Here is a 16,143-nt window from a genome sequence, read left to right on the forward strand (position 1 = left end):
GTCACACTCCCGTCGATGCGAGATGGACGGCATTCTCGATCCGCTGGTAGCAGCCGCAGCGGCAGATGTTGCCCGACATGGCTTCGCGGATCTGGTCGTGGTTGGGCTTCGGGTTCTGGTCCAGCAGCGCCGCGGCCTGCATGATCTGGCCGGCCTGGCAATAGCCGCACTGCGGAACATTGACCTGGCGCCACGCCTTCTGCACCGGATGGTCGCCGGTCGGGTGCAGCCCCTCGATGGTGGTGACCTCGCGGCCGGCGACGTCGGAGACCGAGGTGATGCAGGCGCGCACCGCCTCCTTGTCGATGATCACGGTGCAGGCGCCGCACAGCGCCTGGCCGCAGCCGAACTTGGTGCCCGTGAGCCCTGCTTCGTCACGGAGATACCAGAGCAGCGAAAGATCCGGGTCGCCGTCCCAATTCTGTTCCTGGCCGTTGATTTTTAGTTTGATCATGGTCTGTCCTCGCTCTGCTTAAGCTATTGACCGGTGCGGGCAGGGCGGAACGTCTTCCATGGCCTGCGGCCGCGTTGATGTTTGTTTTTGCCAAGATATTCGTGAGCCAAATTATCGTGCCTGCGGGCTTGCGCTTTGTTCCAAGCACTCCTCTCGCGTCTCGAGCGCCTTGCCCGGCGCAGCATGGTGAAGAGCTGCGATGTTAGCAGAGGCAGGCCGTCGGGTGACTTCACAGCCAGGTGTTTTGCATTTCCGTTTGGCGAAAGCAGGGCCGTGCACGATGCAGACATGACATCCGCAGGTGGCCATCATGCGCACGGCGCGGCCGCATCGCTGGTCCGTGCGCTGAAGCCCCGCAGGGCGCAGGGGGCGTTCCGGGGCCGCTCCGGTGCCGAAATCGCCGGCACGGCATGGTAAGCATGGATGACAAAATCCCTGCCGCAGCGCACAAGCCATCTTGCGGCAGGCCGATTTCAAGGCTATTGCCTTCCCCTCAACGCTCCCTTCGTCTAGCGGTTAGGACGCGGCCCTCTCAAGGCTGAAACAGGGGTTCGATTCCCCTAGGGAGCGCCAAATGTTCGCTTTTCCGCGACATTGTACGACGCGACTCCGTTCGCGAGCGTCCTCCTGCTCGATAGCTGATTGATCGTGCCGGCCTGTATCAGCTGAGTTTGGCGCTTGTGCTCATTGGCGGTCCCGGCGACGGAGCTTTGAGCATCCGCGTCGCCCGCCTTGGCGGGCAGTTCGGCCCGTAAATCAAGCGGCGAGCGTCCCTGATTTCCGCTATGATCAAGCCATGACGATCGGGATTACCGGACCCGGCCGGAAGGTACCACGGCAAAGTGGCGTGGTCAGGCTGATCGTTGCGGCCGTCGTCATCACGATTTGCCTGATCCTGCTCTCGTTCGCGAGCGACTTCCTGGTCGATTGGCTTTGGTTCTCCTCGATCGGTTATCTCGAGGTTTTCCTGACGGCGATCGGCGCCAAGGCAATCGTCTTTTCCGCGGTCTTGACGGCGACCGCCGTCGTCCTCTGGCTGAACGGAGTGCTGGCGGCGCGGTTTGCCATGCAGCAGCCGCGACGGATTCCGGCTGCCCCGTGGAAGGTGGCCGGTGTTACGCCGCCGCCCGATCTGTCCGCAATGCTGCGCGATCGACTAACACGGCCGTGGTTTGTCGCGCTCGGTGCGGGTTTGCTCGGTGTGCTGGTTGCCGCAGGCGAAGCCGGCAACTGGGGCATCTTCCTGCAGTTTCTCTACCATGTGCCCTATGGCGCGGAGGATCCGCTCTACAACAGGGACATCGGCTTCTATCTCTTTGCACTACCCGCCTATCTCGCGATCAAGAACTGGATGCTGCTCGCAATCGTCCTGAGTGCGCTGTTTGCCGGAGCGATCTACTGGGCGCACGGCGACATCGAGTACGATGTTCACAACCGATCAATCTCGCCGACGGTCATCGCACATGGCTCGGCGCTGGTTGGCCTTCTGTTCGCGGTGAAGGCCTGGTCCTATGGGCTCGACCGCTATCTGCTGCTCTACGGCGACAATGGTGTCGTGGTCGGGGCAAGCTACACCGATGTCCATCTGGGGCTGCCGGCGCTGTGGCTGATGATCGGGCTTTCGATTATCGCGGCGTTCATCGCATGGGCCAATTTGCGCGCCCGCACCTACCGGCTTCTTGCCGCCGGGTTCATCCTCGTCGGCGCCGGCTCTGTCGTGCTGTCGAGCGTCGTCCCTTCGCTGTTCCGGCACTTCGTCGTCAAACCGACGGAGTTGCAGCTCGAGAAGCCGTACATTGAACGCAACATCGCGCTCACCAGGCAGGCCTACAATCTCGACCGGATCGCAGCCAAGCCGTTTGCCGCCGAACAGCGGCTGACGTTCAAGACGCTGGAAGCGAACAAGGCCACCATCGACAATATCCGGCTCTGGGACTGGCTGCCGCTGTCGAATACCTACGCGCAACTGCAGGAGATCCGTACCTACTACAAATTCCACGATCTTGACGTCGATCGCTACTGGCTCGACGGCTCCTACCAGAGCGTGATGCTCTCGGCCCGCGAACTGCGGGCCTCCCTGCTGCCGGCAAACGCCCAGACCTGGGTCAATCGCCACGTGCTGTTTACGCACGGCAATGGTGCGGTGATGAGCCCGGTCACCCGCAAGAGCCCAGAAGGACTGCCGTTCTTCTATTTGCGCGATATTCCGCCGGTTGCGGACGGCGGTCCCAAGATCGAGGAACCGCGCATCTACTTCGGCGAAGAGAGCGACGACTACGTCATCGTCAAGGCCAGCATCCCGGAGTTCGATTATCCGAAGGGGAAAGACAACGTCTATGCGGCCTATGACGGCAGTGGCGGTGTTCCGATCGGAGCATTGGGATGGAGAACGCTGTTCGCCTACTACTTCAATGACGCGAATCTGGTCCTCTCAAGCTACATCACGGCCGACAGCCGGATCATGATCCGGCGCAATATCACGGAACGCGTGCGCACGATCGCTCCATTCCTCAGGCTCGATCATGATCCCTATCTGGTCGTCAGCAACGGGCGGCTGTTCTGGATGCAGGACGCCTACACCACGAGCTCCTATTTCCCCTCCGCGCAGCCCGTGCCGGAGCTCGATCTCAACTACATCAGGAATTCGGTGAAAATTGTTGTCGATGCCTATAACGGGACGGTTGATTTCTATCTGATCGACCCACGCGACCCCATTGCAGCGACCTACCAGCGTATCTTTCCGAGCCTGTTCAAGCCGTTCACGGCCATGCCGGCGGATTTGCAGAAGCACATTCGCTATCCGGAGGATCTGTTCCTGATTCAGGCGCGGCTCTATCAAACCTATCACATGGAGCAGGCCGAAACTTTCTATAACCGAGAGGACTTCTGGCAGTTTCCGCGACAGCCGGGCGGCGATGGCACCTCGGTGATGACCCCCTATTACATCATCATGCGGCTGCCCGGCGAGCCGCAGGCCGAGTTCTTCCTCATGCTTCCCATGGTGCCGAGTCGTCGCGACAATATGATCGCGTGGCTCGCTGCGCGTTGCGACGCCCCCGACTACGGCAAACTGATCGTCTACGAATTCCCAAAGGACAAGCTTGTCTACGGGCCGTTTCAGATCGAGGCGCGGATCAACCAGAACACCGAGATCTCGCAACAACTCACGCTGTGGAATCAGATGGGCTCGCGGGTGATACGCGGTGCGAACCTGCTGGTGATCCCGATCGAGAACTCGATCCTTTATGTCTCGCCGCTCTATATGCGCGCCGAGCTTGGACACCTGCCGGAGCTGAAACGCGTGATCGCAGCCTACGGTGAGCATGTCGTGATGAAGGAGACGCTCGCTGATGCCCTGGCCGCGTTGTTCGCAGAGCCCGGTGCGGTGCCGGCGGTTTCAAACGCAACGGACGCGGTGTCCCCTGCGGGCGGGGCGGCGAGCCCGGCGCAGCAGGCGCTCGATCGCTACAATCAGGCGGTGGAGCGATTGAAGGCCGGAGACTGGAAAGGTTTCGGCACGCAGTTCGATGCCCTGCGCGAGCCCCTGGAGGAAATGAACCGACGCTCCGTCGGTCACTGATGGCCGAGGGGAATTGAAAGCGCGGACGCGCGCCTCAATCGTATTGCTAAAGGTTGCATTGCAATTTCGATCGCACAGGGGCTCGCTGTTCTGTTCCGGGTGGCGCGCCACTTCCGCTTCGCGTGCGATACCGCCGATCAATCGTCGCAATTGCTGGTGCCTCCCGTGGCGTTCCGGATCCTTGCCACAACCTCCGGCCGGTTGCTCTCGAGCCAGGCCACGGCGTCGGGTCCATCGACAACGCACGCGAAGGTTTCCCAGGTTGGGTCCTCCAGGGATTCCGGTTGCAGTCGCTTCGCCGCATACTCAACGAGGTCGTGCAAGCGTTCATAGCCTCGTCGGCGCTCAAGGGAATCTGCAATCGCGGTGCTGGCCCATCCTCGCTGGGCCAAATCGATGATGCTCGGAGCGTCAGCCTCGCTGAACCAGGGTGTGGCATCGAACTCGATGCAGCGGACATTATCGGCGGTATGGCAAGTCGCGTGGATCATTGGATTCCTCCGTTCGCCGGCTAACAACCTGCGCCAGCATTGCTCCTGGAGTTTCACATCGCCGCCTCGCACGCCTCAGGCTTTGACCAGGTCCCCCAGCAGGTTCGCCGCCACCGTCAGCTTGGCGAGCGTCAGGCCGCTGGCCGCGATCTCCTCGACCGAGCGGCGGATGCGCGTCGCTTCGGGGTGGGCCGCGAGCCAGGTCTCGACAGCGTGCTGGCCGGACTGCCCGGTCGCCAGCATGTCCGCGGCCAATCTTCTCTCGGCGCCAGCGATCTGCTCAACGGCGCGATCAATCGCCATACGTTCGAAATAATCGTTTGCCGGCACGCTGCGCGCGGCGGCGACGATGCGGTCGAGGCGGAAATTCGCTTCGGCGGCGAAGAAGGTCGCGGCGGCGTCGCCGATGGGGCGGGCGGTGCGCTCGGCAACCGTCACGATATCGGGTGCCGGGACCAGAGCATCGAGATCGGCGAGTTCGCCGGCGAGGCCGGCCGGGACACCGGCATCGGTCAGGTCCTGTCGACGCTTGGCACGTGCGGCCTGCAAGTCCGGCGGCAGCGCGGTGTCGAGCCCGGCGACGACCTGGCGGATAGCCGGGCCGAAGCGCGCGACGACGGCCTCCAGCCCGTCCTTGAAATCGACATTGCGCACGTACCAGACCATGCGGGAGAGCAGGAGGTCCTGGACAGAAGCGTAGAGGGACAGCTGCACCCGCCCGTCGATGCAGGTATCGAGTGCATCGATCGCGTCACTGAGCCACTTGAGCCCGTAGCATTCATCGACCGCCACATAGGCCATGACGATGGTCGGGATATCGGCGTCCGTCTCGTCGATCAGCCGCACGACACAGGCCGGGCCGCCGCGGTTGATCACCGCATTGGCGAGGCTGGTCGCGATGATCTCCCGCCGCAGGCGATGGGATTCGATCGCTCTCGGGTATTTGTCCTGAACCTCCCGGGGAAAATACCGAGATAGTTCCCGGGCAAGATAGGGATCATCCGGCACGCTGGTGACGAGCAGGTCATCGTAAAGCGTCAGCTTGGCGTAGGCGAGCAGCACGGCAAGCTCGGGCCGTGCGAGGGACTGGCCGCGCCGTGTGCGCTCGGTGAGCGCTGCGTCGTCGGGCAGGAACTCCACCGTGCGGCTGAGCAAATCGCGCTGCTCGAGCGACTGCATCAGGCGCGTGAGGAAGCCGGTCTCGGCCACGCCCTTGCGTTCGGCGAGCGAGAGCGCCAGCGACTGCAGATAGTTGTTGCGTAGCACCAGCGTGCCGACCTCGTCGGTCATCGCGGCCAGCAGGCTGTTGCGGTCAGCGGGGCTGAGCCGTCCCTCGCGCTCGAGCCGCGCCAGCGCGATCTTGATATTGACCTCGACGTCGGACGTGTTCACGCCGGCCGAGTTGTCGATGGCGTCGGTGTTGAGCTTGACGCCCTTCTGCGCCGCCTCGATGCGGCCGCGTTGGGTGACGCCGAGATTGGCGCCTTCGCCGATCACCCGGGCCCGCACGTCGCTGCCCGTGATGCGGATTGGATCGTTGGCGCGGTCGCCGGCCTGATCGTCGCTTTCCGCGGCGGAGCGGACATAGGTGCCGATGCCGCCAAACCACAGCAGATCCGCGCGCGCCTTCAGGATTGCCGTCATCACCTCGAAAGGCGTCGCTTGCGGCTTGTCGAGATCGAGCAGGGCGCGTACCTCCGGAGCGAGCGGGATCGCCTTGAGCTGGCGCGAGAACACGCCGCCGCCCGCCGAGATCAGCGACTTGTTGTAGTCCTGCCAGCTCGATCGCGGCAGGTCGAACAGACGCTTGCGCTCGGCGAGGCTGATCGCAGGATCAGGCGAGGGATCGATGAAGATGTCGCGGTGATCGAAAGCCGCCACAAGCTTTGTCGCTGGCGACAGCAGCATGCCATTGCCGAAAACGTCGCCGGACATGTCACCCACGCCGACCGCGGTGAACGGCATGGTCTGAATGTCGGTGCCGAGCTCGCGGAAGTGGCGCTTGACCGCTTCCCAGGCGCCGCGCGCCGTGATCCCCATCTTCTTGTGGTCGTAGCCCTGGCTGCCGCCGGAAGCGAAGGCATCGCCGAGCCAATGGTTTTTCTCGGCCGAGATCGCGTTGGCGATGTCGGAGAAGGTGGCGGTGCCCTTGTCGGCGGCGACAACGAGGTAGGGGTCGTCGCCGTCATGGCGCACGGTGGATTCGGGCGGCACGACGATGTCGCCGTCGAGATTGTCGGTGAGCTCCAGCAGCGAGCGAACGAAGATGCGATAGGCTTCGGTGCCTTCCGCGAGCCAGGCGTCACGATTGGAAGGTGGCGGCAGGCGCTTGGGCACGAAGCCACCTTTGGCGCCGACCGGCACGATCACGGCGTTCTTGACCTGCTGCGCTTTCACGAGGCCGAGGATCTCGGTGCGAAAATCCTGCGGCCGGTCGGACCAGCGCAAGCCACCGCGCGCAACCTTGCCGAAGCGCAGGTGAATACCTTCGACACGAGGTGAATAGACGAAGATCTCGTAGAGAGGTCGTGGAGCCGGCAGGTCGTCGATCCGGCGCGCGTCGAACTTGAAGGAGATCACGGGACGCGGATGTCCATCCTCGCCGATCTGCCACAGATTGGTGCGAATCGTCGCCTGCACCAGGTTGGTGAAACGGCGCAGGATGCGGTCTTCGTCCAGCGAGGCGACGGATTTGAGTTGCTCCTCGACCTCGGCAAGCAGGGCCGTCTCGCGTGCCGAGCGCTCGGCTTCCGTGGAGGCGAGGCGCGGATCGAGGCGGGTCTGGAACAGCGCGACGAGGCTGGCCGTGATCGCGGCGTTCTTGCGCAAGGTCTCCCACATATAATCCTGGGTGAACGGCGCGCGGATCTGGTGCAGGTAGCGGGACAGTGCCCGGATGGTCGAGACTTCCCGCCAGCCCAGGGCGGTGCGCAGGATCAGGCCGTTGTATCCATCGGATTCGGCGTGATCGCGGACCACGGCCATGATCGAGGCTTCAAGGCGATGGCTGAATTCGGGGCTGATCGTGATCGGCTGGCCGTCGCTGGTCTCGATGGTCATCTCGTGGAGCCAAACCGGCGGAGGCGTCGGCGTGGCGCGCGGCGCGATCTGATAGGTGCGTTCGTTGACCACGTGCAGGCCGTGATTTTCGATCACGGGCACGCGGTAGGACAGCGACAGGGGCGCGCCGTGCGAAAACACCCTCAGTCCGAAGCGCTTGGGATCGGCCTCGCCTTCGTCACGGTAAACCGAAATCGCCACGGGGCGGGTTGGCGTAAGCTTTTCGATGGTGGCGATGTCGGTGATCGCCCGTTCCGCGCTGAACACCTCGGTATAGCCGCCGCTAAACGCCTGGGCATATCGGTTGGTGAGCATGCGTGCCCGCATGCCGTCGGTGGAGGCAGTGAGCGCGGCCTTCAGCTTGTCGGCCCAGGTCGCGGCAATGGCGCTGATCCCGGCTTCGAGCGTGGTGCGTTCGACGACGGGAGTTTTGCCGTCATAGCGTCCGATGATGTAGTGGACGCGCACAAGCGCCCCTTCAGGGAAGGAAACGTAGGAGGCCGACAGCGTTCCCTTGTAGACCTGCGACAGGAAGGCCCCGACGCGGGTGCGGACGCTCGTGTCGTATTTCTCGCGCGGAATGAAGGTGAGGATGGAGACGAAGCGATCGAACTTGTCCACCCGCGCCAGTGCGCGGACGCGCGGACGCTCGTAGAGGATCAGGATCTCCATGACGAAATTGTAGAGCGTGTCGACGTCGACCTGGAATAGTTCGTCACGCGGATATTCTTCGAGAATATGCATGAGGGCCTTGCCCGAATGGCCGTTCGGGTCGAAGCCGGCGCGTTGCAGCGCGCGCGTCACCTTGTGGCGGACATAAGGGATCTGGCGTGCGGAGCGGGTATAGGCGCCCGAGGTGAACAGGCCGACGACCCGCAATTCGCCCTCCAGCCGGCCGTCGGGCGTATAGAGCTTGATGCCGACATAATCCATGCGAATGCGACGATGAACGCGGCTGGAGACGTTGGCCTTGATGACGATGAGCAGGGTGGGGTCGTGCATGAACTCGCGTATTTCCGACGTCATCACCACCATTTCGCTTCCGCGGCGCAGCACCTTCGCATCCGGATCGCGGAGGACGCCGAGGCCTTTGCCGGTCGTGATGTCGTCGGATGCATCGCTGTCGGGCGAGAAGCGATATTCGCGCACGCCGAGGAAGGTGAAATTGTCCGCGCACAGCCATTGCAGGAACTGGTTGGCCTCGGCGACCTCGTCGATCGGCAGCGGCGGCGGATTGGAAGAAAAGGTCTTGATCGCGTCCTCGACCCGGTCGCGCATGGCACGCCAGTCGGTGACGCAGGCGCGGACGTCGTTCAACGTCCTGGTGAGGCCGTCGATCAGCTTCTGGCGATCGGCATCGGCGTCCAGGCGGGTGATGTGGAGGTGAATCAGGCTTTCCCGCGTGCCGTTTACTCCCTCCGGCAGCGCTTCGCCGTGGAAGCGCAGGAGCTTGCCTTGGCTGTCGCGCTCCACCGCGAGGATCGGGTGAGCGACGAGGGTGACTTCGATGCCTTGCTCGGCCAGCTCCGCCGTCGTGGAATCGAACAGGAAGGGCATGTTGTCGTTGAGAATCTCGAGCACGGAAATCTCGCGCCCGTCCGGCATCATCGGATTGACGACACGGATATCGGCGCTGCCGGCCGTACGCTGCTGCACGTGCTCCCAGGCTTGTTCCGCCAGGAAGGCCAGCGACTGGGCATCGTGATTGGCGAGGTCCTCGACATTGGTGTAGCCGAACAGAAGTTCGGCAAAGCTCCGGGGCGCCTTGCCCGGCTGCACGCTTCCCGCTGCATCGCGGATCAGGATCGAACGGGCCTTGTCGTCACGCCAAGCCATCATGTCCTCCATTTGCCGCGCCGTCCGATCGCAGCCGCGATCATCAGCTTGATTCTGGAGTGCATCGCTTCGAGCGCCACAGCCTTGACCGCGATCGAGCGCGTCCGCGAAATCCCCGGTCTCAAAGTTGCGACAACTCCCGTCGACAATACTCCGATCCCAAAGCTATCCAAGGCGCATGCTGTCGGGAGAAGTATTGAGATGCCCTGCTGCAGCGCGTGAGGCCGAAGCCGGCGCTGGCGGCCGACGGATCATGGGGTCAGACAAAATCACAAGCAATTTCAATTGTATATGAGTTCGCAATTGTATTCCGGGGTAGAGCGCCAGCCCACCCCGGACATGCTGCAGGGTCGCATCGAGGTCAGCGCGTGCTTACGCTGCGACCAGGACTGGTTGCGCCGGCCGCCGGGTGATCGTCAGTGACAGCACGGCCGCGACGATGCCGGTTAAGCCTGCGATCATGAAGGCCTGCAGATAATCGCCCTGGGCCGAGCGCATGAAGCCTGCAAAGAACGCGGCGCAGGCGGCGCCGAGCTGATGGCCTGCGACCACCCAGCCGAACACCAGCGGTGCGTTCTTGTCGCCGAACGCCTCGTTGGCGATGCGCACGGTCGGCGGCACGGTCGCGATCCAGTCGAGACCATAGAACACCGCGAACACCGACAGGCTCACCAGCGAGAAATCCGAGTAGGGCAAATAGATCAGCGACAGGCCGCGCAGCCCGTAATACAGGAACAGCAGCTTGCGCGGATCGAAACGGTCGGTGAGCCAGCCCGACAGCGTGGTGCCGAACAGGTCGAAGAATCCCATCAATGCCAGCAGGCTCGCCGCCTGCACCTCGACGATGCCATGGTCGCCGCAGAACGCGATCAGATGGGTGCCGACCAGGCCATTGGTGGTGAAGCCGCAGATGAAGAAGGTCGCGAACAGGAACCAGAACGCCCGCGTCTTCGCGGCGCGCGCGAGGTTGCTGATGGCGGCGACGAACGGGTTGCCTTGCGCCGGCGGCGCCGCGTGATCGTCGTGCGGGCTGCCGAACGAGCGCAGGCCGACCGAGGCGGGCCGCTCGGGCACCAGGAAGTACACCAGCGGGATCAGCGCCGCGCAGCACGCGGCCACCGTCAGCACCACCGGCTGCCAGCCGCCCCATTCCACCAGCGCCGCGAGGCCCGGCATGAAGATGAGCGTGCCGGTCGCGGTGCTGGCCGTCAGCAGCCCCATGACAAGGCCGCGATTGGTGGTGAACCAGCGATTGACGATGGTGGCGCCGAGCACGTTGGCGACCGCGCCCGAGCCGATGCCGGAGAGCAGTCCCCAGCTCATGAACAATTGCCACGGCGCGGTCATGAAGTAGCTGGCGCCGGTCGAGGCCGACATCAGCACCAGCGCGCCCAGCACCGTGCGGCGGATGCCGAAGCGCTGCATCACGGCCGCGGCGAACGGGCCGGCGAGGCCGTAGAGGAAGATGCCGACCGCGGCGGATGAGGAGATCACGCCGACGTCCCAGCCGAACGCCTTTTGCAGGGGCAGCATCAGCACGCCCGGCGTTGAACGCAGGCCGGCTGACGCGAGCAGCGCGAGAAAGATCACGGCGACGACGACGAAGGCGTAGTTCTGGCCGAATGGCCGTCTCGACACGGGGGCGGGTTGAATGGAGGCATTGGGCATGTTACTTACCGGTACGTATTGCGATGCGGTGTGTATACGTACCGGTCAGTAACATTGTCAAGCGTGCCGTGTGTAAAATCGGGAGGGAGCCGTCATGAAGAAAACCGCCGAACCATCCGCGGAACGCCCTGTGCGCGCCGCCGACCGGATCCGCGCGTCCGCGGCCGAGCTGTTCTATCGCGAGGGCATCCGCGCCGTCGGCGTCGACGAGGTGGTCGACCGGGCCGGCGTCACCAAGCCGAGCCTCTATCGCAGCTTCGCATCCAAGGACGATCTCGCCGCTGCCTATATGCGCGACTACGAGCTGGACTTCTGGGAGAGGTTCGAGAAGCCCGGCGGAAAATCCTATTCAGATGCGCGCGAACACGTGCTCGCCTACATTCGTGAGCTGTCGACGCGCGCCGTGCGCAAGGGCTATCGCGGCTGCGGCCTCAGCAATGCGACCGTGGAATATCCGGCGCGGGACAATCCCGCGCGGCAGGTCGCCGAAGCGCACAAGAAGCTGTTTCGCAAGCGCCTGCGCGAGCTCGCAGCCGGCATGGGCGCGCGTCACCCCGCCGTGCTCGGCGACGCCCTGCTGCTGCTGATCGAAGGCATCTACGTCACCGGCCAGCAGTCGGAGGAGGGGCCGGCGCAGTCGGCGCTCGCGGTGGCGAAGCTCGTGATCGATGCGAGCGTAGCGAAGGCGTGAGGTGCATGAGACGTTGGAGCTGCGTCGAAGGTCCACCTCTCCCTTGGGAGAGGTCGGCGTGCAGCGCCGGGTGAGGGGTTACGGTCCCTCGTGAGACCTGCGGCCCCTCACCCGATCTGCTCCGCAAATCGACCTCAGAGCGAGCTTCGCTCGTCTCGACCCCGCCGGGGAGAGGTGAGCCGCAAGTCGGTTCAAGACCACCGTCGAAAGACGACGCTGGCATTGACGCCGCCAAATCCAAAGCCGTTCGAGATCGCGTGTTCGATGGCCATCGGCCGCGCAACGTTTGCGACGAGGTCGATGCCCAGCGCGGCCGGATCGGCGTTCTCCAGGTTGAGCGTCGGCGGCGCGACCTGATCGCGCAGCGCCAAGATCGTGAAGATCGCCTCGACGCCGCCGGCAGCTCCGAGCAGATGTCCGGTCGCCGACTTGGTCGCACTGACGGCAATCCTTCCCTCGCGCCCGAACACGCGCTTGATGGCTTCGAGTTCGGAGAGATCGCCGACCGGCGTCGAGGTCGAATGCGCGTTGAGATGCTGGATCTCATCGGGCCGCAACCCGGCCTGCCGCAGTGCCGCCTCCATCGCCCGTCGCGCGCCCTCGCCGTCTTCGGGACCCGCGGTGATGTGATAGGCGTCCGCCGTCGTGCCGTAGCCGGTGAGCTCGGCGATCGGCCTCGCGCCGCGCCGCAGCGCGTGGTCGAGCTCCTCGATCACGAGCACGCCCGCGCCTTCGCCCATCACAAAACCGTCGCGGTCGCGGTCGAACGGCCGCGACGCCCGCGCCGGCGTGTCGTTGAACGACGTCGACAGCGCCCGCGCCGCCGCAAAGCCGCCAAGGCTCACCGGATCGATGCAGGCTTCACTGCCGCCGCAGATCGCAACGTCGGCCTCGCCCGACCTGATCAAGCGCGCGCCATCGCCGATCGCCTGGACGCTCGCCGCGCAGGCGGTCACCGGCGCGCCGATCGGACCCTTGAAGCCGTAGCGGATGGTGATGTGCCCGGCCGCGAGATTGGCCAGGAAGGAGGGAACGGTGAACGGCGACAGCCGGCGCAGCCCGCTTGTCTCCGCGGTGCGCACGGCATCCGCGATCGCGGGAAACCCGCCGATCCCCGATGCGATCACGGTCGCGGTGCGCTCCTGCGATCGCGCCTCGGCCGGCATCCAGCCGGCCTGCGCCACCGCTTCCGCCGCGGCCAGCAGCGCGAACAGGATGAACCGGTCCATCTTCTTCTGGTCCTTGCGCGGCGCCGCGAGATCGGGATCGAACCCGCCCTCGGCATCTGAGGCCTTGTCAGGGACCTGTCCTGCGACGCGCGCCGGCAGCGCCGCCGCCCACGCCGGCAATGCCGCAAGCCCGGAACGCCCCGCAAGCAGCCTCGACCAGACCAGTTCGGTACCACAGCCCAGCGGGGACACCGTCCCCAGGCCTGTCACAACAATTCGACGCATGGTTCTCCTGTCGCGCCCTTGGTGTGAACCGGCAGGGCCGGGACGCGAGACTGCCCGGGCGGCGGGTCATTTTATATGATGAATATCATCTATTATCTCGACCGGCCGGACGTCAAGATATTGACTCCGTCTGAACGGTCCCTTTGTCTCGCGGCTAAGGTGCAGCCCCTCAGGGCGGAAACAGGGGTTTGATTCCGGTAGGGAGAGCCAAGCCTACGCTTTTCGAACGGGTCTCTGAGAGGGCCGAAGGCTGTCCCTGCGCAGGTGCATTGCTTCTCGCTTTCCCAAAATGACTAATTCTAAAGGCCCGCAGTCTTCATAAAAACTAGGCGTTACGGTGACAGTGCACTCAATTGATGCCTGATACCATTGCTTGTAACGCGGTCATCCCGCCTCGCAAGTGTCGTCATTCCTGACTGACCGAACCGCGTCGCTTTGCGCGGCAACGCCACGCGCGGACGATTCCGAGAATGGAAACTAAGGGCACTCTCACCGTAACGCAGAGGGAGAGGGTTGCGGTGGCATTGGGGAAGAAGGGCGGGAAGGCGAGGGCAGAAAGCCTATCTGCCAAAAAACAAGAGCAATCGCACAGCTTGCGGCCAAAACGAGATGGCGCCGCTAAGCTTCCGAGTCCTTAGAACGCATGTCTTTTGCGGTCACCACGAACGACATGACGGGCAGAGGCCGAGACCCTAGGTTCGCAGACCAATCAAGCTGAGCGTACAGCGCTCGAAAGTATGCATAGGTGGCTGTTTTACCTACGTGGTCGATAAACCTTTTTATGATGTCTTCTGAGAAGTCTTTTAGGTCGTAGTAAAAGACCACATAGCTCGCCTTGCACCACGCGACCTTTTTACGCTTGTCGCGCAGAACTATGTCCCAGCTAATTGTAGCGATGCACTCGCCATCGGCGGGGTCATAGCGCAGTAATTCAGTTTCAACGTTCAACTCGCGCTTTAACGCGGCCGCCTCAACGCGAAGGGCGGCCGGTAAGACCCGGAAATCAACCTTCTCCAAGACAATTGAAGACAGCTTCGCGAGTCGCGTAGCTTTGTTGTACTGGCGAATGTTCTCGGTTACGGCCCCATCGAGCACCGGCGTTCCGGGCGCCAGCGCTTCGATTTTCTCAATGTCTGGCATTGTCTTCTTAAGCGGCTTTCAGCTTCAAAGAGCGCACGCTTCCGTCAACGGACATGTAATTGTCATTGGAGGCGCCAGACCAGTCGTTGCCGCGCTCGCGGGCGCGCGCCAATTGCCGGGCCGGAAGACGGGCCTCTTTAGACACATGACCGATCTCCCACTGCCCGTCACCTCTTTGTTGCGGGACGGAGGCGGGGTCGCTTCGATGGGAGGCAATTTTCGGCTCCACTTTTACGCCCAGGGCGTGAAAGAGACGCGCAAACGTCTTGACGCTGGGATTCGCCTCAGCACTCAGGATTTGGGAAAGGCGCGCCTTGCTAATCCCGGTCCGTTTGGCGAGTTCGGTCTTCGAAACGCCCTTCGCGTTAAGAACGTCCTGCACAAGGAACTGAAAATCGATGAGGAGGTCCTCTTCGGCTTCCACAAAATCGATGATGTCCTGGCTCATGTCGTTCTTCCTCTTACTCCCGGTATTCGATCAATTCGGCGATGTCGGCAGCGGCTATCCTAGCACCTGAAGCCAATTTCAGTTGAGCAGCGCACGATGAATTGCAGCTCTCACAGTAGAGTTTCCCCATCGGAACTACGGTGACAATGCACTCAAATATCTGTCGTCGCTGTGATCCATCTCAATCACAACTTCGCAACACATGCGGGGGTGAGCACACTCGGATTTACCTCTCACTTGCGCAAATTATGTTGGTGCACCGAACCGCAACATCACGTCATCCCCTCCAGCACCTTCCGCACTTCCCCCAGCAACGCCCGTATCTCCCTCCGCTCTTCGATCGCATCCCTCGTGAACAGCCCGTGCTTGCGCGCGTTCCGGTTTGCCCTTGGCGCGCCGGATCCCTCGGCGCCACCATGCATGCGACAGCGCGTCTTGCCGTGCACCGCCGGCGCGCGGCACGAACCGCCCGAGCGGATTTTGGCGCCGCAACGCGGGCTCGCCAGCATCGGACCGGTGGTTCTGGTGTGATCGTTCATGCCTGTGCGTCTTGCCTGGCATCGGCGGCATCATGCCGTCTCCTGGCGCCCGCGGGCCTCAATGCCCGCGCCGCGGCTGCCGGGGTCTGGTCGGAGACGATCACGCTCGCATGCTGGGTGACGTTGCCGACGATGGCGTTGCCGCCGTCCTCCACCTTCACGTTCTGCACGGTGATGGCGGGCTCGCGCTGGCTGCGATAGCGGGTCAGCGCGTCGATCTGGGCGGGAAAGGTGCGGGTGAGCCGGCCGAGCGCCCGCGCGGCGCTGTCGTGCTGGGCGAGGTCGTCGGCATGCGCGAGGTGATGGGCGCAGCGCATCGCCATCACATGCACCGACACCATCTGCGCCACCAGCATGGCCTCGACGGAATCCCGCGGGCCAATGCTCTTCACCATCGAGATCATGAAGGCGAGGTTGACCTCGCAGGGCTTGCCGCCGCTCACGCTGGCCTTGACCAATTGCCGCAGGATGCCGTCCATCGCGTCGCGATCGGCGGCGCCCAGCGCGTTCGCCATCAGCGCTTCGCCGAGCTTCCGGTCGGGATGGTCGATCGCGAATCCGCGCCGCGAGAGTTTTATGCGCGGCGTCGCGGTGGCGTGGCTCGGGGCGGTTGTGGCGGCCGTGGTCGGCGCGGTGGTTTCAAGCGCAGGTGTCATGTCGACGGTCTCCGGAACACGCGCGGCACGCGCAGGCGATCGCTCGCTGCGGGAGCCGGTGCGATGTCAATTGTGGGGAGGGGGTCGGTCGCAAGTGCATCCGTCGCGCCCGCTGTTGCGGGCGAA

General features: G+C 63.6%; 12 protein-coding genes and 1 tRNA gene. 4 read left to right on the forward strand and 9 right to left on the reverse strand.

Annotated elements, in window-relative coordinates; genetic code table 11:
* Nucleotide 1 precedes the first annotated feature (1 nt).
* On the reverse strand, nt 2–454 hold the full coding sequence (locus AAFG13_RS33835) for a (2Fe-2S)-binding protein (RefSeq protein ID WP_092124185.1): 453 nt from the start codon (nt 452–454) through the stop codon (nt 2–4).
* Nucleotides 455–742: 288 nt separating this feature from the next.
* Between AAFG13_RS33835 and AAFG13_RS33840 the strand changes: the two genes are divergently transcribed.
* The 3 genes from AAFG13_RS33840 to AAFG13_RS33850 all read left to right on the forward strand — a co-directional run bounded on the left by AAFG13_RS33840 (nt 743) and on the right by AAFG13_RS33850 (nt 4,034).
* Nucleotides 743–871 carry a hypothetical protein gene (locus AAFG13_RS33840; protein WP_342709460.1) on the forward strand — a complete coding sequence of 43 codons (129 nt, stop codon included), beginning with the start codon at nt 743–745 and terminating at the stop codon, nt 869–871.
* An 81-nt stretch (nt 872–952) separates the two neighbouring features.
* Nucleotides 953–1,027: transfer RNA gene (locus AAFG13_RS33845), tRNA-Glu, on the forward strand.
* 223 nt (nt 1,028–1,250) lie between these two features.
* Nucleotides 1,251–4,034: a UPF0182 family protein gene (locus AAFG13_RS33850; RefSeq protein ID WP_342709461.1), complete on the forward strand. Its 2,784-nt coding sequence runs from the start codon at nt 1,251–1,253 to the stop codon at nt 4,032–4,034.
* Nucleotides 4,035–4,171: 137 nt separating this feature from the next.
* Here the strand turns inward: AAFG13_RS33850 and AAFG13_RS33855 are convergent, their stop codons facing one another.
* From AAFG13_RS33855 to AAFG13_RS33865, 3 genes are all read right to left on the reverse strand, one after another.
* Complete coding sequence (locus AAFG13_RS33855) at nt 4,172–4,525, reverse strand: hypothetical protein (protein ID WP_212313103.1); 354 nt, start codon at nt 4,523–4,525, stop codon at nt 4,172–4,174.
* Between the two features lie 75 nt (nt 4,526–4,600).
* Nucleotides 4,601–9,433 (reverse strand): NAD-glutamate dehydrogenase, encoded by a 4,833-nt coding sequence (locus AAFG13_RS33860; RefSeq protein WP_342709462.1) that lies wholly within the window; start codon nt 9,431–9,433, stop codon nt 4,601–4,603.
* A 360-nt stretch (nt 9,434–9,793) separates the two neighbouring features.
* Nucleotides 9,794–11,089, reverse strand: coding sequence for an MFS transporter (locus AAFG13_RS33865; protein WP_342709463.1), 1,296 nt, complete (start codon nt 11,087–11,089; stop codon nt 9,794–9,796).
* A 94-nt stretch (nt 11,090–11,183) separates the two neighbouring features.
* Between AAFG13_RS33865 and AAFG13_RS33870 the strand changes: the two genes are divergently transcribed.
* Nucleotides 11,184–11,780 (forward strand): TetR/AcrR family transcriptional regulator, encoded by a 597-nt coding sequence (locus tag AAFG13_RS33870; RefSeq protein WP_342709464.1) that lies wholly within the window; start codon nt 11,184–11,186, stop codon nt 11,778–11,780.
* A 191-nt stretch (nt 11,781–11,971) separates the two neighbouring features.
* Here AAFG13_RS33870 and fabF read toward each other — a convergent pair whose 3' ends face one another.
* From fabF to AAFG13_RS33895, 5 genes are all read right to left on the reverse strand, one after another.
* Nucleotides 11,972–13,234: a beta-ketoacyl-ACP synthase II gene (gene fabF / locus AAFG13_RS33875; RefSeq protein ID WP_342709465.1), complete on the reverse strand. Its 1,263-nt coding sequence runs from the start codon at nt 13,232–13,234 to the stop codon at nt 11,972–11,974.
* A gap of 618 nt (nt 13,235–13,852) precedes the next feature.
* Entirely contained in the window at nt 13,853–14,374 is a 522-nt protein-coding gene (locus tag AAFG13_RS33880) for a hypothetical protein (protein ID WP_342709466.1), read from the reverse strand.
* A gap of 7 nt (nt 14,375–14,381) precedes the next feature.
* Nucleotides 14,382–14,822 (reverse strand): helix-turn-helix domain-containing protein, encoded by a 441-nt coding sequence (locus AAFG13_RS33885; RefSeq protein WP_342709467.1) that lies wholly within the window; start codon nt 14,820–14,822, stop codon nt 14,382–14,384.
* 272 nt (nt 14,823–15,094) lie between these two features.
* Nucleotides 15,095–15,361, reverse strand: a complete 267-nt coding sequence (locus tag AAFG13_RS33890; RefSeq protein ID WP_342709468.1) for an HGGxSTG domain-containing protein — start codon at nt 15,359–15,361, stop codon at nt 15,095–15,097.
* The gene (locus AAFG13_RS33895; RefSeq protein ID WP_342709469.1) at nt 15,358–16,017 is read right to left on the reverse strand and encodes a hypothetical protein; all 660 of its coding nucleotides are present in this window, start codon (nt 16,015–16,017) and stop codon (nt 15,358–15,360) included. The genes AAFG13_RS33890 and AAFG13_RS33895 overlap by 4 nt, the downstream gene beginning before the upstream one ends.
* Between the last annotated feature and the right edge of the window lie 126 nt (nt 16,018–16,143).

The sequence above is a fragment of the Bradyrhizobium sp. B124 genome (assembly GCF_038967635.1).
GTDB lineage: Bacteria > Pseudomonadota > Alphaproteobacteria > Rhizobiales > Xanthobacteraceae > Bradyrhizobium.